A 23,194-nucleotide genomic window follows, 5' to 3' on the forward strand; every position below is an offset into this window, starting at 1 on the left:
AGCGGTCCGGCTCCAGCGGGGATTGCGGATCCGTGTCGTCGGCGCGGGGGCTGCGCCTCCTCCACCGACACGTGACGGTTCGGGTTCATGTCCGTGACGATGCGACATCGCATCCGCAGCGAGCGCTGCGCCGAGAGAGGCGACCACCACGATCAACGTGACGGCGATGACCACAACAGTCCAGGGCATATGTGCACCGAGCCTTTACGATTCCTGGGGTGCCGACGGGATGGGGTCGACGTTGGTGTGGGCGTGCGTCATGGCGAAGGCCGGAGCATCACCGCTGCCGCGATGAGGCCGGCGAATGTCGCGGCGACGATCGCCGCGGTGGCGCACGGTGAGTGGGTGACCATCCAGGCGGGCATGGCGACGGATAGTGCGGCACCGGCACCGATGACTGGCTGTGAGAGGCGTTCTGCACCGCCGGGTATGCGCTGCTTCATGGGTAGCGAGGGATGCATTCCATGCTCCTTTCGCAAGGGATAGACGCAGGCGGTGGCGATATCGGGTCCGATCGGCTTGGCCGCCTGGGTGGTTTGTCTGTCTCCTCCGGTAACGATTAAGAGTGATTTGGATCACAATTGAGTTGCAGGGCTCGTTTGTACCGCATTCCGGTTGGGAGCGCCACTGGGCAACCGTCCATGTGCGGGAAACCCCCGAAAGCGCTCGGTGCGACTCGCGATAACGCGCCGGGTGCTGTGATCCGGATCGGGAATCGAACAACGACGTGAGTCGCCGACATTGCGAGACAACGGGACTTTAGACCCTATCCGCACGTGCTTTCGCCGAGCTTACGATGCCGCGTGTGACACTCGGCTCCCTGTCCTTGGCCCTTCTACGTGTGAACTACCGACTGGCGCGGCTTCCGCTGCAACTGTTCGAAGATGTGGCGGTGTCACGGCTCGACGAACAGGAGCCGGTACGGCTCGCCTACGAGCAGATCCTGATCGACTGCGACCGTGCCGCGGCGTACCTGCTCAACGATGAGGGCGCGGCCAGGCGCGCGGCCGAGCTGGAGCAGCGGACGGCGTCGGTGCGACTGCTGATTGCTCGTGAACATCACCGCGTCCAGCGTCGTGGTGTGATCTTGCTCGATGAGCAGCGCGAGCGGTTTCATCAACGCCGTCAGCAGGACTCGGGTCTGCCGACATGATGTGTGCCTTGTTCGTCGTTATGGTGGTGGGCGGTCAGCACGATCGACCGGTGAGCCGACGGGCCCAGGTGGGGCGTAGGGAAGTTTCGCGCGTCATCAGGGCACGCCGGCCGCTCTGGCCTTTCACTCCACGCGTGGTGATAGCTGCGGGGTGGGGAGGGCTGCGACTGCTTTGCCCATAGTTCGCTGGCCTGGTGCGCACCACGTCTCAGCCCGGTTCAGCCCACCAGCGGCCTGAATTCGTGGAGGTTCAACAGCTGCTGCACATACTGCCCTTCGGCCAGCGCGGTCATGGCGTCGAGCTTGGCCAACTCTCCGGGGCTGGCCGTCGCAATGTCGAGTTGCATCAACTCGGCGACCCACTCCCGGATCTCTTGATGGATCACGCCCGATCACCACCTCTGCACTGTGCGTTTGACTCCGGCCGACGTTGATTCTCGATCTGATGTGGCGTCAGCGCCGGATCTCGCGCTTGACGTCGACGCCGGTCTTGCGTGCCTCGGCGATCGCGGCATCGTCCTGTGTGCTCATGCCTTGATTCTCCTCCGAACGTCCAGAGTGCGGGAATCGCCGGTCATCACCACTGAGTTCATTGCCTTTCCGGCGGCCATCTCCAGCCGCGGAGGGCGTAGTACTTCTCGCGGGGCTCGCCGGTCCATCCGTTGATGCCTTTCCGCGGAAGCCACCAGGCGTGGATCAGCAGCACGATCGCGGCCAGGACGCCGAGCAGTACGAAGAACCAGAATCGCCCGGCCGTGGCGCAAACCAGGACCGACAGCCCGCACAACACGAAAATCTTGCCGATGCGCCGCCATTTCGGGGTGTGTTCCTCCCAGTGTCCCCACACGATGGTGCCTACGGCGGTGATCCCGCATGTCACCGCAATTTCGAACCAATAGGGCCAGCTGCTCATCGTTGACCTTCCCATGCCTCGCGGGGCCGCCCTGCCTGCCGATTCCGGCGCGACCAATCGTCAGCAGAACAGTCGCAGCAACCCGAGAGTTACTGTCCAGTCGAAGGCGTTCACCCCGCTCGTCGTCCGGTCAGCGGGCGTAGCGCGGGTCGATCGGAGGCAGGGTGGTGGGGCCGAAGTTGTTCGCGATCGGCATCATCGCCGTGAACCAGGTGCGGGCCGGCTCGGTGCCGCCGAAGAGGTTGCCGTCCCCGCACGAGCGCAGTGGGCTGGTACAGATCTGGCCGGGGGTCGGCGAGTCCCCGAACACGTAGACGCTGCCGGCCAGGTTGTTCGTGTACCCGATGAACGCCGACGACATGTGCGATTCGGTGGTCCCGGTCTTGCCGGACATCGGCAGCTTCCACCCGGCGTCCGCGGCAGCGGCCGACGCCGTGCCACCGGGCAGGTCGTCCTTGCTGAGCGCGTTGGACAGGGTGTCGGCCAGGCCGGGATCGATGACCTGCTCGCACGCCTGCTGGGTGAGCGGGACCGGTCGGCCCTGCCGGTCGACGATGGAGTCGATCGGGCTCGGCGGGCACCACTTGCCGTGTGAGGCCAGGGTCGCGGCGACATTCGACAGCTCGAGCGGATTGATCCACACCGGGCCGAGGGTGAACGACCCCAGATTCTGGTCCTTCTGCATGTCGGCCAGGCTTTGGTCCCCGTACCCGGACGTGCCCGGTTCGGTGTAGGACCGCATGCCGAGGCGTACCGCCATGTCCACCGTCGCATCGACCCCGGTGGCCTGGAGAAGTTTCACGAACGCGGTGTTCGGCGACTGGGCGAGGGCGTCGGTGAGCGACAGTGCCCGCGGATACGGGGCGGCGTTCTGCACGCAGTAGGCGCCGCCGGGGCACCCTGGGGCGCCGCCGTCGCCCATCCCGAAGGCATCGAACCGGCCCGGTACGTCGAGGATCGCGTTCAGACGCAGCCCCTTCTCCATGGCCGCTGCCGTGGTGAAGACCTTGAACACCGATCCGGCGCCGTGCCCGGACAGTGAATAGGGCAACTCCTGCACCGTCTCCGCGGCGGCTGCGTCCAGGCCGTAGTTGCGGCTGCCCGCCATCGCCAAGACCCTGTGTTGGTCCTGCCCGGGCTGTACGACGTTCATCACGCTCGCGATGTCCGGGAGTTTCGGGTCGGCGTAAGTGGACACCGCCGACTTCACCGATCCCTGCACGGCCGGATCGAGGGTGGTGCGGATCAGGTAGCCGCCCTTTTCGAGCTGCTCCCGGGACAACCCGGCGGTCTGGAGGTACTGCAACGCGTAGTCGCAGAAGAACCCGCGGTCGCCGGCGGCGATGCATCCCCGGGGCAGATTGTTCGGTTTCGGGAGCACCCCGAGCGGTGTTTCCTTCAAGGCGCGGATCTCGGCGGCCCGGTCCGGAACATTCACGACCAGGGTGTCCAGGACGACATTGCGGCGCTCGAACACCCCCTCCGGGTTGGTGTAGGGGTTCAGTGCGGAGCTGGACTGCACCATGCCCGCGAGCATCGCCGACTGCGCCAGATTCAGGTCCTTGGCGTCGATGCCGAAGTATGTGCGGGCGGCGTCCTGCACCCCGAAAGAACCGTTGCCGAACGGCACCAGGTTCAGATACCGGGTGAGAATTTCCTCTTTGGAAAGTTCCTGGTCGAGGGTCATCGCCATCCGGATTTCCCGGATCTTGCGGACCGGCGTGGTCTCGATCGCGGCACGGCGTTCGGCGTCGGTCTTGGCGACCACGTGCAGCAGGTAGTTCTTCACGTACTGCTGATTGATGGTCGAGGCACCCTGTTCGATCTGACCGCTGGTGGTGTTGGTGAAGAAGGCCCGCATCGTGCCTTGCCAGTCCACCCCTTGATGTTCGCCGAACCGCCTGTCCTCGATGGAGAGAATCGCCAGTTTCATCTCGTTGGAGATCTGGTCGCTGGGGACCTCGAATCGGCGCTGGTCGTACAGCCAGGCAATAGGCTTCCCGGTGATGTCCGTCATGGTCGTCACCGCCGGCACCACCCCGTCGGCCAGTTCGGCCGAGGAATTACCGACGCTGTCGGCGGCACGGTTGGATGCGTACCCGAGCCCGGCGGCGACCGGAAACATCACCCCGGCCAGCATTATCCCCGCGGCCACGGTGGCGCCGGTGAGCTTGAGAACAATCTTGGAATGCACTTCGGCACCTCATTCCGACGGTGCACCGGCAACGAATCTGCCAGTGCTGAAACGACTATCGGGTCACGCGGCACGTCCGGGAAGGGATGTGGCGCACAAGCCCGTGGCGGTCACGATAGGGGAGTGGCGTCAGATCTGATGGGACGGCAGCCGGTGCCTGCCTGTCACACCCGGAGCACACAGGGGCTGTTCCGCACGGGCATGGTGACACGGCCGAGGTCGGTGACGGTGCCCGCGCGCGGGCCGGCAGCGATACCGGCCAGTTGACGGCGCCGCGCTCCGGGGCGCGGCGCGGCGCGAGCGCGTCGGCTCCGATGTCAGCTGGGAGCGTCTCGTGCACGTCGCTCGTAGCGTTGGTGTGGCCGAACTGCACGGCCATGCGCTCGGCGGCGATCACCCCTAGCACGGTAAGCAGCGCCGTGCGCCGCCGCGAGGATTGCCGACCGCCACACACAGGGCTCAAGGTAACACCGATAGCGCGTTCCCCGACCTGTTCCGGGGAGAGACCATCAAATGCGCTGAACCGGTGGACGATCCGCCACCCGTCGACTGCCGCAAACGATGAAGGAGCCCCTTGGTAGAAGATGACGAACCGCTCGGAGGCCCGATCTGGAACCCGGTTGCGTCGATACGAGATGACGAATCATCAGATAGCCCCGAGGAGACGAACATGAGACCCACAATCCGAAGCCTGGTGATCCCCGTATCCGACCTCCGGCGCAACCGAGCGCAACGCTCCACGTCATGTCGCACCCGAGATGCGGATCTGCGTGCTTGCCGACGCCGACGGCAACCCGATCGGGCTGCGCGCCGATAGACGTCGGCGTGGCCGGTCCCGGCCAAGTGAATCGCGTGGGAGGGTGGGGTGAATCAACGCAGTCGTCCGGGCTGCGGGTAATCCGCGGCCCGGCGTTCGGGGTGGTCGCGGATCTACCGCCGGACCACTCGGACTGCTTGTGTTCCTTGCCATTCGACGGTGAGCGGGCTATCTCCTACCAAGCGCCTCGGCGACCGATCAAGACGAAATCCACCGGGCAAACACAGCAAGGTTGAGCGTTCCACGCTCAATCCTTCGCCTTGACCTCGGTTTGGACCGGAGGGAAAATTGAGTCGATAACACTCAAGTTCGGTGGGTGTGACGACGCAGATCGACCGAAGGATCACGCCCACCCGGTGTGCTGCTGGAGGCGGTCATGGCTCGCGCGGTGGGAATCGATTTGGGGACCACGAACTCGGTGGTGTGCGTGCTCGAGGGCGGCGACCCGGTGGTGGTCGCCAACTCGGAAGGTTCGCGCACGACACCGTCGGTGGTGGCGTTCGCGAAGAACGGTGAGGTGCTGGTCGGCCAGCCCGCCAAGAACCAGGCGGTGACGAACGTGGACCGGACGGTGCGATCGGTGAAACGGGAGATCGGCACCGACTGGCATGTGGCGATCGACGACAAGAAGTACAGCGCTCAGGAGATCAGCGCGCGCACGCTCATGAAGCTGAAGCGCGACGCCGAGGCGTACCTGGGTGAGGACATCACGGACGCCGTGATCACCGTCCCCGCGTACTTCGAGGACGCCCAGCGTCAGGCCACGAAGGAAGCCGGCCAGATCGCCGGTCTCAACGTCCTGCGCATCGTCAACGAGCCCACCGCGGCCGCACTGGCCTACGGCCTGGACAAGGGCGACAAGGAACAGACCATCCTGGTCTTCGACCTCGGTGGCGGCACGTTCGACGTCTCGCTGCTCGAAATCGGCGAGGGCGTCGTCGAGGTTCGCGCCACGTCCGGTGACAACCACCTCGGTGGTGACGACTGGGACGACCGGATCGTGAAGTGGCTGGCCGACAAGTTCAAGGCTCAGAACGGTATCGATCTGACCAAGGACAAGATGGCTCTGCAGCGTCTCCGCGAGGCTGCCGAGAAGGCCAAGATCGAACTGTCCTCGTCGCAGAGCACGTCGATCAACCTGCCCTACATCACCGTCGACGCGGACAAGAACCCGCTGTTCCTCGACGAGCAGTTGTCCCGCAGCGAGTTCGAGAAGATCACGTCCGATCTTCTCGACCGCACCCGGGCCCCGTTCCAATCGGTGATCAAGGACGCGAAGATCTCCGTCAAGGACATCGACCAAGTCGTGCTCGTCGGTGGCTCCACCCGTATGCCGGCCGTGACGAATCTGGTGCGCGAGCTGACCGGCGGGAAGGAACCGAACAAGGGTGTCAACCCGGACGAGGTCGTCGCCGTCGGCGCCGCCCTGCAGGCCGGTGTTCTCAAGGGCGAGGTCAAGGATGTGCTGCTCCTCGACGTCACCCCGCTGTCCCTCGGCATCGAGACCAAGGGTGGCGTGATGACCAAGCTCATCGAGCGCAACACCACCATCCCGACCAAGCGTTCCGAGACGTTCACCACCGCTGACGACAACCAGCCTTCGGTGCAGATCCAGGTGTTCCAGGGTGAGCGCGAAATCGCCTCGCACAACAAGCTGCTCGGCTCGTTCGAGCTGGCTGGGATTCCGCCGGCACCGCGGGGGGTGCCGCAGATCGAGGTCACCTTCGACATCGACGCCAACGGCATCGTGCACGTGACCGCCAAGGACAAGGGCACGGGCAAGGAGAACACGATCAAGATTCAGGAGGGTTCCGGTCTGTCGAAGGAAGAGATCGACCGGATGATCAAGGACGCCGAGGCTCACGCTGCCGAGGACGCCCAACGCAGGGAGGAAGCGGAGGTGCGCAACCAGGCCGAGTCGCTGGTGTACCAGACCGAGAAGTTCATCAAGGACAACGAGGACAAGGTGCCCGCCGACGTCAAGGAGAAGGTCGAGTCGTCGATCACGAATGCCCAGGAGAAGTTGAAGGGCAGCGACGTCACGGCCATCAAAGAGGCCATCGAGAAACTGACCACCGACTCGCAAGCTTTGGGCCAGGCGATCTACGACGCGCAGGCGAAGGACTCGGCCGCCACCGGCGGTGGGAACGGTTCCTCGGGAGGGGCCGAGGAGGTCTTCGACGCTGAGGTGGTGGACGAACCCGGACGGGAGGACAACCGATGAGCAGCAGCGAGCGCCGCGACGGCGACAAGCCGCCGCGGGAACCGATCTCGATCACCGACAAACGCCGCTTCGATCCGGATACCGGCCGGGTACGCGAGCACACTCCGAGCGAGCCCGTCACCCCGACACCACAACGGGAACCCCAGCCGACCACGTCCGACGCGGAGATGCACCCCGGTGACCGGGCCGATCGGGCGGCGCGCGAACACCCTGATCGAGTGGCGGAGTTGACCGCCGATCTGCAGCGGGTGCAGGCCGAGTACACCAACTACCGGCGCCGGATCGAACGCGACCGACACGCGGCAGTCGAGGCCGCGACGGCGTCGGTGGCGGCGAAGTTTCTCGGGATCCTCGACGACCTCGATCGAGCCCGCGAGCACGGCGACCTCGAAACCGAACCCCTGCGTGCGATCGCGGCCGGGCTCGATGCGATCCTGACCGGCCTGGGAGTGGCCGCATTCGGTGAAGAGGGTGACCGCTTCGATCCCACCTTGCACGAAGCGATCCAGCACGAAGGTGCCGGGGGCGATCCCGTCGTGGGCAGGGTGCTGCGACGCGGCTACACCTTCGGTGACCGCAAGGTGCTGCGGACCGCGACGGTGACCGTGGTCGAGGGGCCCGCGTCGCCGGGGAACGTCACGGGCACCGCACCGGTCGACGGCTCCTGAGACACCGCACACCAGTCTGACGACGCCGATCTCGGAACGCATTGCGCTCTCGTCGCGGCCTGGAGAAGGAAGGAGGATGCCAAGTGTCGCAGCAGGAATGGCTCGACCGCGACTTCTACGCCGTCCTGGGTGTCCCTTCGACGGCGTCGGCCGAGGAGATCAAGAAGGCGTACCGCACATTGGCTCGGGAGCTGCATCCGGACGCAAACCCGCACAACACCGAGGTGGAGGAGCGGTTCAAGAAGGTCAGTGAGGCGTACGCGGTGCTCTCGGACCCCGCCAAACGCAAGGATTACGACCGCGTGCGCCGGCTGCTCCGATCAGGGGGGTTCCCCGGGACGGGTTTTCCTCCTGGCACCGGCTCGGGCGGCTTCGACTTCGGGGACCTGTTCGGGAGCGGTTCGCCCTTCACCATAGGCGATCCTCTGGGCGGGGTCGGCGATGTGCTCGGAGACCTGTTCCGGCGCGCAGGAACCCGAACTGCATCGGCCCGGCCGAAGCGAGGCAGTGACGTCGAGACCGAGACCAGACTGTCGTTCCGGGAGGCGGTTGCCGGGATGGTGTTGCCGCTGTTGATGACCGGGCCGATGGTGTGCACCAGCTGTCACGGCTCCGGCACACGGCCGGGAACCCGGCAACGAACGTGCCCACACTGCCGCGGCGTCGGGGTGCGCAACCGGAATCTGGGCGGCTTCGGGTTCAGCGAACCCTGCGAGGATTGCCGGGGCACGGGATCGATCGTCGACACCCCCTGCCCGGATTGTCAGGGCGCCGGGATCGGGGACCGCACCCGCACTATCTCCGTCCGTGTTCCGCCCGGGGTGAGCGACGGGCAGCGCATCCGGTTACCGGCGCAGGGCGAACCTGGTCTCGGTGGGGCGCCGTCGGGGGACCTGTATGTCACCGTGCGCGTCGAACCGGATCCGGTGTTCGCCCGCAGCGGCGATGATCTCACCGTCACCGTTCCCGTGTCGTTCGCCGAATTGGCCTTGGGGACCGTGCTGTCCGTCCCAAACTTCGATGGTCGGGTCAGTCTGAAGATCCCGCCGGGAACCCAGTCGGGGAGAACGTTCCGGCTGCGCGGACGCGGGGTGCCCCGCCGCGGCGACGCGGTCGGCGATCTGCTGGTCACCGTAGAGGTCGCGGTCCCGTCCGATCTCGGCCACGAAGCCGCTGAGGCGCTGCGGGCGTACGCTCGGGCAGAGGAAATGGGCGGATTCGACCCCCGCTCCGGTTGGGCGGACAGCCGATGATGTCGGGAACGATGTCAGCACCGAGGGACCGCCTCGTCATTTCCGCCGTCGAGATCGACACCCGCATTTTGTACCTGCTTCCCACCCTCGCCACCCAACCGTGAAAAGGAGTGTCCGATGACCCCACCGGACGAATGCGCCGGCGTCCGTTACCTCGTCGATGACGTGTCCGCAGCCACGACTTCTATACCAGCCACCTCGGCTTCACCTTGCATACCAATCTCGCCCCTGCGTTCGCCGACGTGATCCGTGACCCCTTGCGATTGTTGTTGTCCGGCCCGGCCAGTTCGGGTGCTCGCGCCACCACGTCGGACATCACCGGCCCGGGCGGCAACCGTATCCACCTCATCGTCAGCGACCTCGACGCCGAGATCACCCGACTGCGTGACGCCGGTGTCGCCTTTCGCAGCGATGTGGTCAGCGGCCCGGGTGGTCGCCAGATTCTGCTCGCGGACCCCGTCGGCAATCTGATCGATCTGTTCCAGTCCTCCGCACCGGCCAGGTGACCTCGGATCAACCTCACCACCGTACCCGGTTCCGCCGTGCGGGCTTCCGCATGACGTCACCACCCGACGTGATCTCAGGAAGGCTTGTTCTGCGATTCCACGATCCACGCCGCGATCTGAGCGCGTGAGGTGAATCCCAGCTTGGTCAGAAGGTGCTCGACGTGGCCCTGCGCGGTGCGGGGTGAGATCGTCAGGCGGGCGGCGATCTCCTTGTTGGTCAGCCCCTCGGCGACCAGTTCGGCGACCTGGCGTTCGCGTTTGGTCGGATCGGCGGCGGACGTCGGCGTGGGCGGGAGTTGCTCGCCCAGCGCGTAGGCGACGGCTCCGCTGAAACCGAGCGCAGCGCCCTCCCGGTGGGCGGCGGCGTAGGCCTGATCACTCAGGGCCCGCCGAGTCTGACGTTCGCACTCCTGTTGGTACTCGAGCAGACCGGGGAAGACCACCACCGGGCTCCCCACCGACCAGGCGAGTTCCTCCGCGGCCCCCATCAACACGGCCGCGAGCCGGGAGTTGTGCTCCTCGGCGGCAATCCATGCCAGTGCCTGTAGGCAGAGGCTGGCGTTCAGGCGACCGTTGACCCCGCGATTGAGTTGCAGCGACTGCTCGAGTAACCGAATCGCTCGCGCGCGATCACCGTGCCGCCACACCGCGACAGCAAGTGCCCAAAGGGTGTACGACCGATACACCACTTCCCCCCGTGGCTCGGTGATCGCCAGGACCCGCTCGTGGCAGTCGATGGCCCGCTCAGCCTCGCCGAGCATGTCGTGCGTCAATTCGAGGCCGAGGAGAGCGACGACCTGGCAGAGAAGGTCGCCGCGTGCGGCATACACCTGAACGGCCTCGTCGAGATGCGCCCGTGCGTCGGGTAGCTGACCCCCGAACAGTGCCAGGAATCCCTCGGCCAGGTCGAGGTGTGCGCGCGAAATCGGGTCGGTCCGCTGGTCGGCGAGCAGACGACCCTGCCGTACCAGGGCGGTCGGCACCTGAAGGTCGCCCTGTAGTCCGGCCAGGATGCTGTCGGCGTAGAACGCTTTTGCCCGCTCGACAGTAAGGGGGCCCGTCAGGTGGGTGAGGAGGCGGTCGAACCAGTGCCGTCCCTCGCTGAGCAAACCCCGGGAAAGCCAGAACGGGAAGAGGGCGGCGGTGATCCGAAGCCCGGTGTGGGGATTGTCGGACGAACAGAACTCCAGCGCCTCCCGCAGATTCGGCTGCCCCCTGCCGAGCCCGGTGATCCACTCGAGTTGCCGGGAACTGATCCAGTCGGCTTCCGCCTCGAGTGCCAACCGCTCGTAGTATTCCCGGTGTCGGCGACGAAGGTCGGGATACTCGCCGGCCTCCTGCGCCTTTTCCCGGCCGTAGTCCCGCAAGATCTCGAGCATGCGGAAGCGGACTGTCGCGCCGACAGCTTCCCGGGTCAGGATCGACTTGTCGACCAGGAACGTCACCGTGTCGAGGAGTTCGTCCGCTGCGGGATCCGCGTCGCAGACTTCTTCTGCGGCATCGAGTTCGAAGCCCCCGGCGAACACCGACAGCTGTGCCCACACCTTTTGTTCCATGGGCGTGCACAGGTCGTAGCTCCAGTCGATGCACATCCGTAGTGTCTGTTGCCGCGACGGTGCGCTCCGGTTGCCGCGGGTGAGCAATGCATAGCGGTCCGTCAGCCGCGCCAGGATCTGCTCGGGCGACATCGCGCGTAGTCGTGCTGCCGCCTACTCGATCGGCAGCGGCAACCCGTCCAGTCGCCGGCAGATGCGGGCAACGGTGACCGTGTTGTCGTCGGTGAGCACGAATCCGGGGGCGGCCACGGATCGCGACTGGTCACGAAGTTCGGCCAACTCCACCAGGAACACTCCGTCGGGGAAATCCCGTTGCGCCGTGGTCGCGACCCGCACCGCCAGTCGAGTCTTGCCGACTCCGCCGATCCCGGTCAACGTGCCCAGCCGTGAGGTCGACAACAAGTTCTTCGCCTCGGCCAGCTCCGTGCGGCGGCCGACGAAACTGGTCAACTCCAGGGGAAGGCCGCCGGTCCGGACCGAATCCGATGTTGGTGCCGGCCAGCGTCCACCCGGCTCGCGTTCCGGCGAGGAAGAATCCGCGGGGGCCGAGCGCGTGCTCTCCTGTACTACGCCCGGATCGGGGGTCAATGCCATCTCGTCGACCGGGAACCCATGACGACGCTGAGATGCCTGCAGTAGTTCGCCCAGTTCCGCGGCGGAGGGGCGGCGTCCCGGGTCGCCGGACATTGCATGTTCGATGATGGCGCTGACGTCCTCGAGGACGCCGTGCTCCCGGGGATCCGGCACGGGCGCGGAGCTGATCCGGAGGAACTGGGCCACCAACTGCTCGCCGCTGCGACGTTCGAAGGCGGCGTGCCCAGTGATCGCCGCGAACAACGTCGCCCCCAGTGCGTAGACGTCCGCGGCCGCACTCGCCGACTCCCCGGCCAGAATCTCGGGGGCGGTGAACGCCGGCGACCCCGTCACCACGGCGGTCGTGGTCTCGAACCCGCCCGCGATGTGGGCGATGCCGAAGTCCGTCAGCGCCGGCTCGCCATAGTCGGTGAGCAAGATGTTGCCGGGCTTGACATCGCGATGAAGGATCCCTTGGCGGTGCGCGGTCCCCAGTGCCCCGGCCAACTTGACCCCGAACCGCAGCACCTCCTCCAATGGAAGCGTTCCGTCGCGGTGGATCCGCGCATCGAGGGAGCCCTGGGCCAAATAGGGCGTCACGATGAAAGGCCGGCCGTTGTCGGTGACGCCCACCTGCAGCACATTGACGACGTTGGGGTGGCCGGTCAACTGGCCCGCCGCGCGCTGCTCCCGAAGGAACCGCGTCCGGTTCAGCTCGTCCAGGTCGGCGATGAGAACCTTGACCGCCACGGTGCGAGCCAGCGAGATCTGCAGGCACCGGTAGACGACGCCGAACCCGCCGCGGCCGATCTCCCGAGCGTCCTCGAACCCGGCCGCCGCCAGCTCCGCGGTGACCGAACCGGACACGTCCCCTTGCGTCGCGAATGGATCCGCCTCTGTCACCGGCAACACCGACTCATCTACCGCACGCCTCTCGCAGGTATGTCCCCAGAATATCGTTCGACCTCGCCAGCGGAAGCCCATACCGGCACTCCGAGGGAGAAGGAAGCCTTGCCCATTCATAGCGGGTGTCCGACGAGAAACGTCACCAGCGGTGTTGTCGAGCATGCTGATCGCCCACGCACTTGTCTCCAGCACAGACCAGAACCCCGACCACCAACTCGATGCTCAACACCCACCTGATCCAGACGACCGCGGGCGGCGGATTGCGACCAGCCGGTTCCGTGACTAGCTGTACTGACCACGGACGTTGGTGACGGCGCTGCTGTTCCCTCAGATCCTCGTCGCGCCCGCCCACGCCTCGTATCCGCCGAGTAGATCGGACACGTCGGCGAGGCCGACCAGGGAGAGCAGGCTCGCCGCGATCATCGACCGGTAACCGCTCGCGCAGTACACGACAGTTGGTGTGCCATAAGCGAATTCGCCCACTCGATCAAGCAATCGAGCCAGGGGAATGTGCACAGATCCGTCAATCACGCCGCGCTCGAGCTCACCGCGACTGCGCACGTCGACGACGACCAGGTCGCCGAGCTCGGCGCGGCGCACGTCAAGCTCGTCGGCCGTGAGCCGAGAGCTGCGCTCGACGAGCTGGGGGTGGCCCAGGGCGCGCGTCGGCTCCTCGAGATACCCCGCGACATTGTCGAAACCGATACGGCCGAGCCGAACCTTCGCCTCGAGTTCGCGCCCTGGCTCACACACCAGGACGATGGCTGTGTCGGGCCGCAACACATCGCCTGCCCACTCCGCGAATCGGCCGCCGAGCCCGACGTTCACCGAGCCGCGTAGGTGGCCGGCGGCGAAGTCGGCCGGTTCACGGGTGTCCAGCACGACCGCGCCACGCTCGCGCAGAGACAACGCGGTGGACAGCGACAGTGCGGGCGGGAGCTGATGGTCGTCGAGCAGCGGCCGAAGCTCGCGATTGCGCCGGGCGTCGAAGGAAAAGTACGGGGGCGTGACGGGTTGGCCTTCCGTGACGACGGCAACGAACTGGTCCTCGGTCATCGGGGCAAGCGCGTAGTTCGTCCTCCGCTGCTCGCCGATCGTCGAGGAATTGCTGGTGGACAGGTTCTTGCCGCACGCCGACCCGGCCCCGTGGGCCGGGAACACCCGGGTTCGGTCGGGAAGGGTGAGGAACTTCTCGGAGATCGACCGATACAGCTGCCGGGCCATCATGTCCGCCGACAAATCGACCGAGCCGAGGAGGTCGGGTCTGCCGACGTCACCGATGAACAGCGCGTCCCCTGTGAGGACCCCGTAGGGCTCGGCGTCGGCCGGGTGGGCATGGATCACGACGCTAATCGACTCGGGCGTGTGACCGGGCGTTGCCCGGATCTCGAGCTGGACCTCACCGAGGTCGAGTCGCTGGCCGTCAGCCAGAACCTCGATGTCGAAGTCGGCCTGCGCACCCTCGCCGTAGCAGATCGTCGCTCCTAGTGCAGCGAGCTCGAGGTGTCCGGAGAGGAAGTCGGCGTGAAAGTGGGTCTCGATGACCCGCTCGATGCGTAAACCCGCCTGTTCGGCATCGGCGAGATAGACCGACACGTCGCGGTGGGGATCCACCACGACCGCCCGGCCCGTCGTCTGGTCACCAACCAGGTAGGACAGCTGGGACAAACAGCCCAGGACGTACTGCTTGAATATCATTCCGCCACTATGCGCGGGGCGTGTTCCCGAGGCGTTCCCCGGAAGGCATCATCGGGGCCGTCCCGCGATGGTGACGGATGCTGCCTGGCTGCGGCAGCGGTCTCGATCGAGCGGTCGGCCGACCTCGTCGAAACGGTCGGCCGCCTCCAAGTAGAAGGAATGTGCGCGCTCGAGGTCGCCCGCGGCCCGGCGCAGTGCACCGCGCGCTTCCCATACCGCCGCCTGCCAGGCGCCGCCTGGCCACATTCCGGCTAGGCGCTCAGCGTCGGTCAGTCGCCGCCTGGCCTGATCACGATGGCCCGTGTCGGCGAACGTCTTCGCTGCCGCCACGAGGTATCCGAGCGAACAGGGTGGGCAGACATTTCTTCCGACGAGGGCGCGGTCGGCCCGTTCGACCTGCCGGACCGCCGACGGGCCGGCGCCGGCCGCCTCGACCAGAATCGCGTACGTCCGCACCACCAGGTGTGGTTCGAGCCATCCCTTCTCGGCCAGGGGAAGGACGCCCTTCAGCTCGCCGACGGCAGCGGACCGCTCGCCTGACGCGAGCATCGCCTCGGCGAGCCGCAATCTCGAGAGAACAAGACCCGCGATCGTGCCGCCGTGCTCGTACAGCGCCGCTGCCGCCGCCAGCCGTGACCGCGCCTCCCCCAATCGCGCCGAGAACAGTGCGCTCTCACCGAGCAGCAGTTCCGCCATCGCCCGGCCCTGGATCGAATCTGCCGTCTGCGCGGTCGAACGAAGGCTCTCGGCGTAGTCGCCGATCCATTCGTGGCCCGCGGCGCTGTACAGGCTGAATTCCGCGAGACAAAGGTGGGCATCGAGAACGTGGCCGGCCAGCTCCGGATCACGCCTGACCGAATCGGCGAACTCGGCGCGGAAGAGTTCGGGCCAGCCGCCTCGCATGTTGGCCAGGATCCCGAGCACCGCGCTCGCTTCCCCCATCTCGCGCCCCAATCCGGACTCGATGGCCAGCGACCGGGCCCGTCGCGCGGTCCGCTCGCACTCGCCATGATCGCCCGAGTTGAGCTGGACGAGTGCCCTGGCCAGCAGGCTCTGGGTAAGCTCACGAGCCGTCGGCGCGGTCGTGGCAGCACCCATCGCGAGGGCCTTCTCATACAACCCGATCGACGTACGGTCCGGCCCGACGCCCAGATCAGCGCGCAGGTGGCGGCGCAGGAGCTCGAACTGCCTCACCACTGCTGCCCGATCCCCGGCCTCGAGCGCACTCTGCATGAGACCGCGGTGGGCCTGTTCGTCGGCCGGGTCGATCGCGAGCACACGGTGCCAGAGCCCCGCGGACTTGAGCAGCTCGAGCCGGAGGGTCCGGAGGCGGTCGCGGGGTTCCTCGGCCCAGGATGCATATCGGTCCTCGGGCAGCAGGTCGCCCGCGTACGAGTCGGCGACGCCGTATCCGGCCCGGGCCGCCAGCGCTCGCCGGGCGCCGGTCTCGAACACCTCGGCGTCGACCATCACCGTGCCGTTCGGAAACAGCGCGATCATCTCGCTTCTGCTGTCGATCGCATCCGGTGACCCGAGCGCGCGGCGAGCAAAGTGTATTGCCTTGCGTAAGTTGGCCGCCCCAGCGGCCGGGTCGAGGTCGGGCCAGAGCTGATCGATCACCTGCTCGCGGTTCATCCGGCGGCGGTCGGCGAGGGCGAGCATCTTCACCAGCTCCGCCGCCCTGGTGTGGCGCCATTGGTGATCGGGAACCGGTCGGCCGTCCACGCGGACGGCGAATCCGCCCAGCAATACGATTTCGCACACCGTCACACAGCCACGGTAATCGAGGAACGGTCGGGGAACATCCCGCCACTACCGTCTATTTCGTCCAGTTCAGACGAGGTCGAGGAGGCGGTGATGGCCGAGCACTACGCGTCGGGTACTTGGAATGTCCGGCCGGGATGCGAGCAGGACTTCGTCGAGAGGTGGATCGAGTTTCTGCAGTGGACGCGCAAAGACTATCCGTCGATGCTGGCCGCGACCCTCATCAGAGATCGCCGTGTACCCGGCCATTACCTGTCGTTCGCCGAATGGGCGGACGAGCAATCACGGGCTGCGTGGCGCGCCGCACCGGAGTTTCGAGCACGCCTCGGCGCGTGCCGAGCGCTGTGCGACGACATGCTCGGAGCCGACTACGACCGCGTCGCGACCGTATAACGCCGGCCACCACAGCATTCACCAGCCACACGATCCACGACGACACCCGAAGGCAACCATGACACTACAGTTGGGCGACACCGCCCCCGACTTCCACGCAGACACCACCGAGGGCCGCATCGGCTTCCACGATTGGCTGGACGGCTCGTGGGCGGTGCTGTTCTCCCACCCGAAAGACTTCACCCCCGTCTGCACGACCGAGCTCGGATATCTCGCGAGGATCAAGCCCGAATTCGACCGGCGCGCAGTGAAAATCATCGGCCTGTCAGTCGACCACGTCGACAAACATCGCGACTGGGCCACCGACATCGAGCAGACCCAAGGCGTCGCGCCCAACTATCCGGTCATCGGCGATTCGGACTTCGCTGTATCAAAGCTGTACGGGATGCTCCCCGCGTCCACCACCGGCGATCCGGCAACCCGAACGCCCGCCGACAATCAGACCGTCCGCAACGTCTTCGTCATCGGCCCGGACCGCAAGATCAAGCTCATCCTCGTCTATCCCATGACCACCGGCCGAAACTTCGACGAAGTGCTCCGCGTGATCGACTCGTTGCAGTTGACGGCCAACCACAAGGTTGCCACCCCCGTCAACTGGCGCCAGGGCGACGACGTCATCATCGCGGGAGCGGTCTCGAACAGCGAGGCCAAGCAGATCTTCGGCACCTGGGAGGAGCCCAAACCGTACATCCGGATTGTTCCCCGGCCAGTCTGAAAACAACTCGTCACCCCCTTTCCGTTTTGCGCAGGACGTGTGCGCCGGCGGCGTAATGATCGCCTGTTCACCACTTAGTGTCGGTCCTGCTGATTGTCGCCGGTCAACGTTCCCCCAGGGTCGGCGAATATGATTCCGACGCGGGCATGTGGTTTTCGTCGGCGAGGTGCTTATGATCCGGGCGCGTAGCCGAGCGGAAGGCGAAGAACGATGCCCGAGAGGAAGGCTCACAGTCCGAGACCCGAACCCGGTCCATTCGGCGCGGGCGCGCGGGTGCTGGTGCGCCGGCCGTCCGAACCGGCGCAGTCCGGTCGGATCATCGAGGACTACGCCGAGCTGACCGACACCGAGGAGCGCGGGCACGCCTGGGCGCCGGTGCACCGGTGGGCTGTCGCCCTCGACGACGGGCGTCTGGTCTTCGCCGACACCGACGACCTCACCGCCGACCCGAGCACGGAAGGATCCACCGGGTAGACCGGACCTGGCCGGTGGAAGAACCAGCGAGAGACCGTGTCCCCGGGGACCAACCAAGCGAACAGCAGGCGATCGCGCAAGTGCCCGCACGCATCAAGAATGGTCTGGACCTCGTCCGGCGCCAGAAGCCGAGGAATCTTGGACGTCGTTGGAAGCCTCACAACCCGCCTCGCATGCGGCGCGCTCTTGCTGATGCGATGCGGGAATGGCCTCCACCCACTGCGAGCCGCGCCACGGTCCCCGAACGTCACCAGCTCACCAAGGTCGAGCCCATGACGGGTGGCGTGCTGATAACACCGAGATCGTGGACAGCTTGCGGTTCACGGTTGCCTCGCTGCAGTGATGCCCCACCGAGGGCAGTACGGATACCGACTGCTGCCGGACACTCGGGGGTCGCCGCAGCCAGCGGATGAACGCTCCGAGTTCTTCTATTCGTACTGTCTGCCAATCACATTCGACTTCGCTCAGGAAGATGAACCAGTCCTCGAGGTCGTGGGCGTGCGCCCGTGTTCGGCGACCGCTCGACATCGGCCAGGTACCGCAAATAGCGTTCGGCCGGCGCCACGACACCGTTTTCGTCGAGCAGCGTGAATGACGCCGCATCACTCGCCGGATCCAACACCCGCGTCACTTGCATCAAATCTCCCACCGTCGTCGTCATGGACGGCAGCGACGGTAACCCGTCCATGACGCGGCGTGGATCCCAAAACATCGCGTGAACTACGTGAAGGACAGCATCGGGAGGGCTATAGACATCGAACGATTCTCGACAGGAATGCACCGAGAACCCATCGGACACCCAGGCCGCCGGAGCGCTGGCGACGGCCGACGGGGCGGTCACGAATGAACGCCGATCGATCCACTAGATGATTTATCTAGACCGCCTGACGGTTTATGTGCTAGCTTCGTGTTATCGGAACATGACCTGGATCACTCCCCACCCCAGCTGGTGGGGGTCCGTCACAGACATGGCCTGTCGGGCTGTTTTTACGGAGGAGCACCATGCACTCGACCATCGATCAATCGTCGCTCTCGTCGTCGTCCTTCGAGGCGCCGGTTCTGGTTCGCATGGAGGGCGTGAACAAGTACTTCGGCACCCACCACGTGCTGACGGACGTCGACCTCGACATCACGACCGGCGAGGTGCTGGTGGTGATCGGCCCGTCCGGGTCGGGAAAGTCGACCCTGTGTCGCACCATCAACCGCCTCGAGCCGATCAGCTCGGGCCGGATCCTGCTCGACGGCGTCGAACTGCCCCAGGAAGGCAAGCACCTCGCGCGGCTACGTGCCGACGTCGGAATGGTGTTCCAGTCGTTCAACCTGTTCTCGCACATGACAATCCTGCAGAACGTCATGCTCGGGCCGACCAAGGTTCTCGGCGTTCCGAAGAAGGAGGCCGAGGCCACCGCCCGCAGGCTCCTCGACCGGGTCGGGGTGGGTAATCAGGCGGAGAAGATGCCGGCCCAGCTCTCCGGCGGACAGCAGCAGCGCGCGGCGATCGCGCGCGCCCTGGCGATGAAGCCGAAGGTGCTGCTCTTCGACGAGCCGACGTCCGCCCTGGACCCGGAGATGGTCAACGAGGTCCTCGAGGTGATGAAGGAACTCGCCGAGACGGGTATGACGATGGTCGTGGTCACCCACGAGATGGCCTTCGCGAAGTCGGCAGCAAACCGGGTGATCTTCATGGACGCCGGACGCATCGTCGAAGAGGCGGATCCGCACGAGTTCTTCGCCAATCCCCAGACCGAGCGCGCCAAGGACTTCCTGTCGAAGGTCCTGCACTGACCGCCGCACCGTCGACACGAAAAAGGTTGTCTATCATGAGGTTTTCCCGTAAGGCGATCGTGCCGCTGGTGGCCGTGGTCGCCATCGCCGGTATCGCCCTGTTCGGTACCCGCTCGACCGTGACCACGGGCATCACCCCGGCGGTTGCGCAGGCCCCGCAGTTCGCACCCGGCACGACGATGGAGAAGATCGCTCGTGAGGGGGTGTTGCGGGTGGGTACACGGTTCGATCATCCCGGGCTGTCGGCGCGCAACCTGCGCGGCGAGCAGGAGGGATACGAGATCGATCTGGTCCGGTACATCGCCGGCAAACTCGGTGTCCCCGCCGACCGGATCGAGTGGACCGAGGCCAACTCCGCGAGCCGCGAGCAACTACTGCAGCAGGACAAGGTCGACGTCGTCGTCGCGACGCTGTCGATCAACGACAAGCGACGTCAGGTGATCAGCTTCGGCGGCCCCTACCTGGACATCAACAACGACCTGGTGACGGTGAAGGGCAATCCGAAGAACATCACCGATCCCCAGACTCCGAACGGGGTGACGGTGTGCTCGACCCTCGGTGGGGCGGTGTCGGCGTCGCTGCGCAAGAACTTCCCGCAGACGAACCTGATCGAGTTCGACGTCTCGTCCAAGTGCATCGATGCCCTCAAGAACGGGTCGGTCGACGCGCTCGCCACCCAGGGGCCCATCGGCGCCGGGTACGTCAGTAAGGATCAGAAGGACATCGAGCTGATCAACAAGCCCTTCGCGGTCGAGTCGTGGGGGGTGGGTATCGCCAAGGGCGATGTCGCGTTCTGCGAGTTCCTCAACAGCGCGATCACCGATTACTACAGCGACGGCTCCGCCGAGGAAGCCTGGGCCGACAGTCTCGGCCGTTACACCAAGCAGCAGCCGGTCATGCCGGAACTGCAGCCCTGCACCTAGATCTTTCGTCTCACTTCGAGGACATCCCATGCACACCGTAGTCGACCATTTCGGCGCCCTGATGGAGGGTTTCGCGGTCACGCTCACGCTGATCGGCGTCTCCACCGTCCTGGCGCTGATCGGCGGAACGATCCTCGCATCGTTCCGTGTCTCCCCGATCCCACTCCTGCAATCGATCGGCTCCGGGTACGTCGAGACGTTCCGTAACGTCCCCACCGCCGTCATCTACTTCATGACTCTGTTCGCGTTTCCGCAGCTCGGCATCAAGATCCCGTTCTTCTGGGCGGCCGTCGCCGCCCTGGCGATCTACTACTCCGCCTTCTTCTGCGAGGCCGTCCGCTCGGGCATCAACGCGATCCCGGTCGGGCAGTTCGAAGCCGGACGCTCCATCGGTCTCACCTTCGGCGGCTCATTGCGCTACATCGTGCTCCCGCAGGCGTTCCGCAGTGTCGTGCCCCCGCTGATCAACGTGTTCATCGCACTGACCAAGAGTTCGGCGATCGCCAGCGCGTTCGGTGTCGCGGAACTGCTCACCCGCGCCGAAGGCGTGATCGCCGAGGAGAGCCAGGCGGTGCTGTGGATCCTCGCGGCCACCAGCCTCCTGTACCTGGTGATCACCATCCCCGCGGGGACCATCGCCAACCTCGTCGAGAAGAAAGTCGCGGTGGCGCGATGACAACGACAGCAACCAAACCGGCAGCTACCAAACCCACGATCGCCATGTACGACGTACTCGGACCGCAAGGTCAACGGAAAGTCCGCAACGCCACCTGGGTCGGTGCCGCCGTGGTCGCGATCATCGTGGCCCTGGGGCTCTACCAGCTCGGCTCCCACGGTCAGCTCAGTCCCGATCTGTGGTCGGTGCTGCTCGACCGGGACCTGATGCGCAGCGTCCTGAAGGGTTTGCTCGCCACGATTCAGTGCGCGATCGTCTCCATCGTGCTCTCGGTGGTGTTCGGCATGATTCTCGCGGCAATGCGGATGTCCGACAGCAGACTCCTGCGGGGAGTTGTGCGGGTATGGGTGGAGATCTTCCGCGGTCTGCCGCTGCTGGTGCTGATCTTCTTCATCTTCCTCGGCGCACCCCAATTCGGGATCATCGTCCCGACGTTCTGGGCATTGGCCCTCGGCATCTCGCTCTACAACAGCGCCGTGATGAGCGAGATCTTCCGCGCCGGCATCGCGTCGTTGCCCCGCGGTCAGGCCGAAGCGGCGGCCGCGATCGGCATGCGCAAGACCCAGATCTTCCGCATCATCCTGCTGCCGCAGGGCATCCGGATCATGCTGCCCGCCCTGATCAGCCAGGTCGTGACGATCGTGAAGGAAACCTCCCTCGGTTTCGTCATCGGCTACACCGAACTGCTGCGCAGCGGCCGGGTCGCAGTGGAATACCTCGGCGGACAGTACGCCATCCCGGTCTATGTCTTGATCGCGATCATCTACCTGCTGATGAACGTCGGGCTGTCGAAGCTGGCGCGCCGAATCGACGCCCGCTCGTGAGGTAGGAGAAGCCCTTTCCCTCGGCCGATATTTTCCGGGTGGAGAGCGCGATCAGTGCCGGTATCTCGACCGCCCGTACCCCGGTCGAGATACCGGCATTTGTTCTATGGGGAGCCAAGGGGGATGAGCGCAGTTCCGGCATCACCTGCCGTGGCGCGGATGCGCAGAAGCGACGCATCGAGGCTCGCGCGCTGGCCGTTGGCGACTCTCGGGGGCCGGGCGCCGTGCCCGGACGGGTTCAGTCCAGACCGGGCAGGCCGATGGCCGAAATCTCCTCTGCCGCAGCCCGGGTGCATTCGATGTAGTGGGGTGTCCGGTCCTCGGTGAACCGGCCGGTGGGACCACCCAGGGTCAACGCGGCCACGACCGTGCCGTGGGAGTCGACAAGCGGGAAGGACAACCCGGACGAGCCGAGCTCACGCTCGCCGTGGACGAGCTGATATCCGCGTTCGCGCCCGTCCTCGACCTTCTCACGCAACTGGTCGGCGAATTCGGGGCCGTGCGGGGAGTCCGCGGCCACGTCGTCGATCAGTTCGGGGGCGGCCAGCAGCAAAATCTTGCCGGCGGCGCCGGCCCACAGCGGGTACGGCACTCCGAGCGGGATGACGCTTCGCACGGTCGCGGTGCTCTCGCACTGGGCGACCACCACACGGGACAGGCCCTGCCGGATGTACAGGTTCACCGTCTCGCCGGTGTCGGCGCTGAGCTGGCGCATGATGTCGACGACCTCTTCCGGCGGCGCCCAGGTCCTGCCCGCCAGGCGCACCCAGCGCAGCATCTCCGGGCCGAGGCTGTAGGACCCGTCCGCGCGGCTGGTCAGGACGCTGCGCGCACACATCGTCGCCACCAGGCGGACGACGGTGGTTTTCGGCAGTTTCGTCCCCTCGACGAGTTCTTTGAGGCTGCGGGTGGGGTGCGCTGCGTCGAACAGTTCGAGCAGGTCGATCACCCGGGTGACGCTGCGGACACCCGCGTCGGCGACGGCCGGCTTCTCTGCTGAATCCGTAGGTACTGCAGTCACCCTCTGGTCCTCCCTGCTCAGCAACTCTTCCGATGCACCACTCTACGGTTCGGAGAAACCGATCTCTACGGAAACAGGCGAATCGACGAGCGATCTAAACCATCAGGCGGTGTATATAGACCGCTAGATGGTTTTTGTGGTAGGGTTAGGCACGTCAC

The 23,194-nt window shown here is 65.8% G+C and carries 18 protein-coding genes and 2 pseudogenes; 12 read left to right on the forward strand and 8 right to left on the reverse strand.

Going from position 1 to position 23,194, the window contains the following annotated elements:
* Positions 1-257 precede the first annotated feature (257 nt).
* The gene (locus PSR88_RS35160; RefSeq protein ID WP_037195621.1) at positions 258-461 is read right to left on the reverse strand and encodes a hypothetical protein; all 204 of its coding nucleotides are present in this window, start codon (positions 459-461) and stop codon (positions 258-260) included.
* A 344-nt stretch (positions 462-805) separates the two neighbouring features.
* On the opposite strand from PSR88_RS35160, the gene PSR88_RS35165 reads away from it, so the two are divergent.
* Positions 806-1,153, forward strand: a complete 348-nt coding sequence (locus tag PSR88_RS35165) for a hypothetical protein (RefSeq protein WP_016880195.1) — start codon at positions 806-808, stop codon at positions 1,151-1,153.
* A 218-nt stretch (positions 1,154-1,371) separates the two neighbouring features.
* Here the strand turns inward: PSR88_RS35165 and PSR88_RS35170 are convergent, their stop codons facing one another.
* From PSR88_RS35170 to PSR88_RS35180, 3 genes are all read right to left on the reverse strand, one after another.
* Positions 1,372-1,539, reverse strand: coding sequence for a hypothetical protein (locus PSR88_RS35170; protein ID WP_009480173.1), 168 nt, complete (start codon positions 1,537-1,539; stop codon positions 1,372-1,374).
* A gap of 203 nt (positions 1,540-1,742) precedes the next feature.
* The gene (locus tag PSR88_RS35175) at positions 1,743-2,066 is read right to left on the reverse strand and encodes a hypothetical protein (RefSeq protein ID WP_011598671.1); all 324 of its coding nucleotides are present in this window, start codon (positions 2,064-2,066) and stop codon (positions 1,743-1,745) included.
* Between the two features lie 130 nt (positions 2,067-2,196).
* Positions 2,197-4,260, reverse strand: a complete 2,064-nt coding sequence (locus PSR88_RS35180; RefSeq protein ID WP_016880198.1) for a transglycosylase domain-containing protein — start codon at positions 4,258-4,260, stop codon at positions 2,197-2,199.
* A 1,193-nt stretch (positions 4,261-5,453) separates the two neighbouring features.
* Here PSR88_RS35180 and dnaK point away from each other — a divergent pair.
* The 4 genes and pseudogenes from dnaK (at position 5,454) to PSR88_RS35200 (ending at position 9,728) form a co-directional block, all read left to right on the forward strand.
* A complete protein-coding gene (dnaK, locus tag PSR88_RS35185; RefSeq protein WP_011598673.1) occupies positions 5,454-7,301 on the forward strand; it encodes a molecular chaperone DnaK in 1,848 nt (615 codons plus the stop codon).
* A complete protein-coding gene (grpE, locus tag PSR88_RS35190) occupies positions 7,298-7,969 on the forward strand; it encodes a nucleotide exchange factor GrpE (protein ID WP_011598674.1) in 672 nt (223 codons plus the stop codon). The genes dnaK and grpE overlap by 4 nt, the downstream gene beginning before the upstream one ends.
* A gap of 83 nt (positions 7,970-8,052) precedes the next feature.
* A complete protein-coding gene (gene dnaJ, locus PSR88_RS35195; RefSeq protein WP_011598675.1) occupies positions 8,053-9,222 on the forward strand; it encodes a molecular chaperone DnaJ in 1,170 nt (389 codons plus the stop codon).
* A 117-nt stretch (positions 9,223-9,339) separates the two neighbouring features.
* Positions 9,340-9,728: pseudogene (locus tag PSR88_RS35200) on the forward strand (VOC family protein).
* 74 nt (positions 9,729-9,802) lie between these two features.
* On the opposite strand, the pseudogene PSR88_RS35205 reads toward PSR88_RS35200, so the two are convergent.
* The 3 genes and pseudogenes from PSR88_RS35205 to PSR88_RS35215 all read right to left on the reverse strand — a co-directional run bounded on the left by PSR88_RS35205 (position 9,803) and on the right by PSR88_RS35215 (position 16,231).
* Positions 9,803-12,760, reverse strand: a pseudogene (locus tag PSR88_RS35205) (protein kinase domain-containing protein).
* Positions 12,761-13,090: 330 nt separating this feature from the next.
* Entirely contained in the window at positions 13,091-14,461 is a 1,371-nt protein-coding gene (locus tag PSR88_RS35210) for an MBL fold metallo-hydrolase (RefSeq protein ID WP_011598680.1), read from the reverse strand.
* Positions 14,462-14,509: 48 nt separating this feature from the next.
* Complete coding sequence (locus PSR88_RS35215) at positions 14,510-16,231, reverse strand: BTAD domain-containing putative transcriptional regulator (RefSeq protein WP_016880201.1); 1,722 nt, start codon at positions 16,229-16,231, stop codon at positions 14,510-14,512.
* Between the two features lie 87 nt (positions 16,232-16,318).
* Between PSR88_RS35215 and PSR88_RS35220 the strand changes: the two genes are divergently transcribed.
* From PSR88_RS35220 to PSR88_RS35250, 7 genes are all read left to right on the forward strand, one after another.
* A complete protein-coding gene (locus tag PSR88_RS35220; RefSeq protein WP_016880202.1) occupies positions 16,319-16,618 on the forward strand; it encodes an antibiotic biosynthesis monooxygenase family protein in 300 nt (99 codons plus the stop codon).
* A 58-nt stretch (positions 16,619-16,676) separates the two neighbouring features.
* Positions 16,677-17,333, forward strand: a complete 657-nt coding sequence (locus tag PSR88_RS35225; RefSeq protein ID WP_016880203.1) for a peroxiredoxin — start codon at positions 16,677-16,679, stop codon at positions 17,331-17,333.
* A 210-nt stretch (positions 17,334-17,543) separates the two neighbouring features.
* A complete protein-coding gene (locus tag PSR88_RS35230; RefSeq protein WP_011598683.1) occupies positions 17,544-17,807 on the forward strand; it encodes a hypothetical protein in 264 nt (87 codons plus the stop codon).
* 1,068 nt (positions 17,808-18,875) lie between these two features.
* Positions 18,876-19,592, forward strand: a complete 717-nt coding sequence (locus PSR88_RS35235) for an amino acid ABC transporter ATP-binding protein (protein WP_011598685.1) — start codon at positions 18,876-18,878, stop codon at positions 19,590-19,592.
* A gap of 35 nt (positions 19,593-19,627) precedes the next feature.
* On the forward strand, positions 19,628-20,515 hold the full coding sequence (locus PSR88_RS35240; RefSeq protein ID WP_011598686.1) for a glutamate ABC transporter substrate-binding protein: 888 nt from the start codon (positions 19,628-19,630) through the stop codon (positions 20,513-20,515).
* Between the two features lie 28 nt (positions 20,516-20,543).
* The gene (locus tag PSR88_RS35245; protein ID WP_011598687.1) at positions 20,544-21,191 is read left to right on the forward strand and encodes an amino acid ABC transporter permease; all 648 of its coding nucleotides are present in this window, start codon (positions 20,544-20,546) and stop codon (positions 21,189-21,191) included.
* Positions 21,188-22,015, forward strand: coding sequence for an amino acid ABC transporter permease (locus tag PSR88_RS35250; protein WP_011598688.1), 828 nt, complete (start codon positions 21,188-21,190; stop codon positions 22,013-22,015). The genes PSR88_RS35245 and PSR88_RS35250 overlap by 4 nt, the downstream gene beginning before the upstream one ends.
* Positions 22,016-22,253: 238 nt before the next feature.
* Here the strand turns inward: PSR88_RS35250 and PSR88_RS35255 are convergent, their stop codons facing one another.
* Positions 22,254-23,036, reverse strand: coding sequence for an IclR family transcriptional regulator (locus PSR88_RS35255; protein ID WP_011598689.1), 783 nt, complete (start codon positions 23,034-23,036; stop codon positions 22,254-22,256).
* Positions 23,037-23,194: the final 158 nt, after the last annotated feature.

Origin of the sequence: Rhodococcus sp. DK176 (assembly GCF_038447315.2) — a bacterium.
Lineage (GTDB): Bacteria > Actinomycetota > Actinomycetes > Mycobacteriales > Mycobacteriaceae > Rhodococcus_F > Rhodococcus_F jostii_A.

What these genes read in the sequence shown, in the direction of transcription:
- PSR88_RS35160 (WP_037195621.1), bottom strand. Translation starts at nt 461, where the DNA reads ATGCATCCCTCGCTACCCATGAAGCAGCGCATACCCGGCGGTGCAGAA.
- PSR88_RS35175 (WP_011598671.1), bottom strand. Translation starts at nt 2,066, where the DNA reads ATGAGCAGCTGGCCCTATTGGTTCGAAATTGCGGTGACATGCGGGATC.
- dnaK (WP_011598673.1), top strand. Translation starts at nt 5,454, where the DNA reads ATGGCTCGCGCGGTGGGAATCGATTTGGGGACCACGAACTCGGTGGTG.
- grpE (WP_011598674.1), top strand. Translation starts at nt 7,298, where the DNA reads ATGAGCAGCAGCGAGCGCCGCGACGGCGACAAGCCGCCGCGGGAACCG.
- PSR88_RS35210 (WP_011598680.1), bottom strand. Translation starts at nt 14,461, where the DNA reads ATGATATTCAAGCAGTACGTCCTGGGCTGTTTGTCCCAGCTGTCCTAC.
- PSR88_RS35220 (WP_016880202.1), top strand. Translation starts at nt 16,319, where the DNA reads ATGGCCGAGCACTACGCGTCGGGTACTTGGAATGTCCGGCCGGGATGC.
- PSR88_RS35225 (WP_016880203.1), top strand. Translation starts at nt 16,677, where the DNA reads ATGACACTACAGTTGGGCGACACCGCCCCCGACTTCCACGCAGACACC.
- PSR88_RS35230 (WP_011598683.1), top strand. Translation starts at nt 17,544, where the DNA reads ATGCCCGAGAGGAAGGCTCACAGTCCGAGACCCGAACCCGGTCCATTC.
- PSR88_RS35235 (WP_011598685.1), top strand. Translation starts at nt 18,876, where the DNA reads ATGGAGGGCGTGAACAAGTACTTCGGCACCCACCACGTGCTGACGGAC.
- PSR88_RS35240 (WP_011598686.1), top strand. Translation starts at nt 19,628, where the DNA reads ATGAGGTTTTCCCGTAAGGCGATCGTGCCGCTGGTGGCCGTGGTCGCC.
- PSR88_RS35245 (WP_011598687.1), top strand. Translation starts at nt 20,544, where the DNA reads ATGCACACCGTAGTCGACCATTTCGGCGCCCTGATGGAGGGTTTCGCG.
- PSR88_RS35250 (WP_011598688.1), top strand. Translation starts at nt 21,188, where the DNA reads ATGACAACGACAGCAACCAAACCGGCAGCTACCAAACCCACGATCGCC.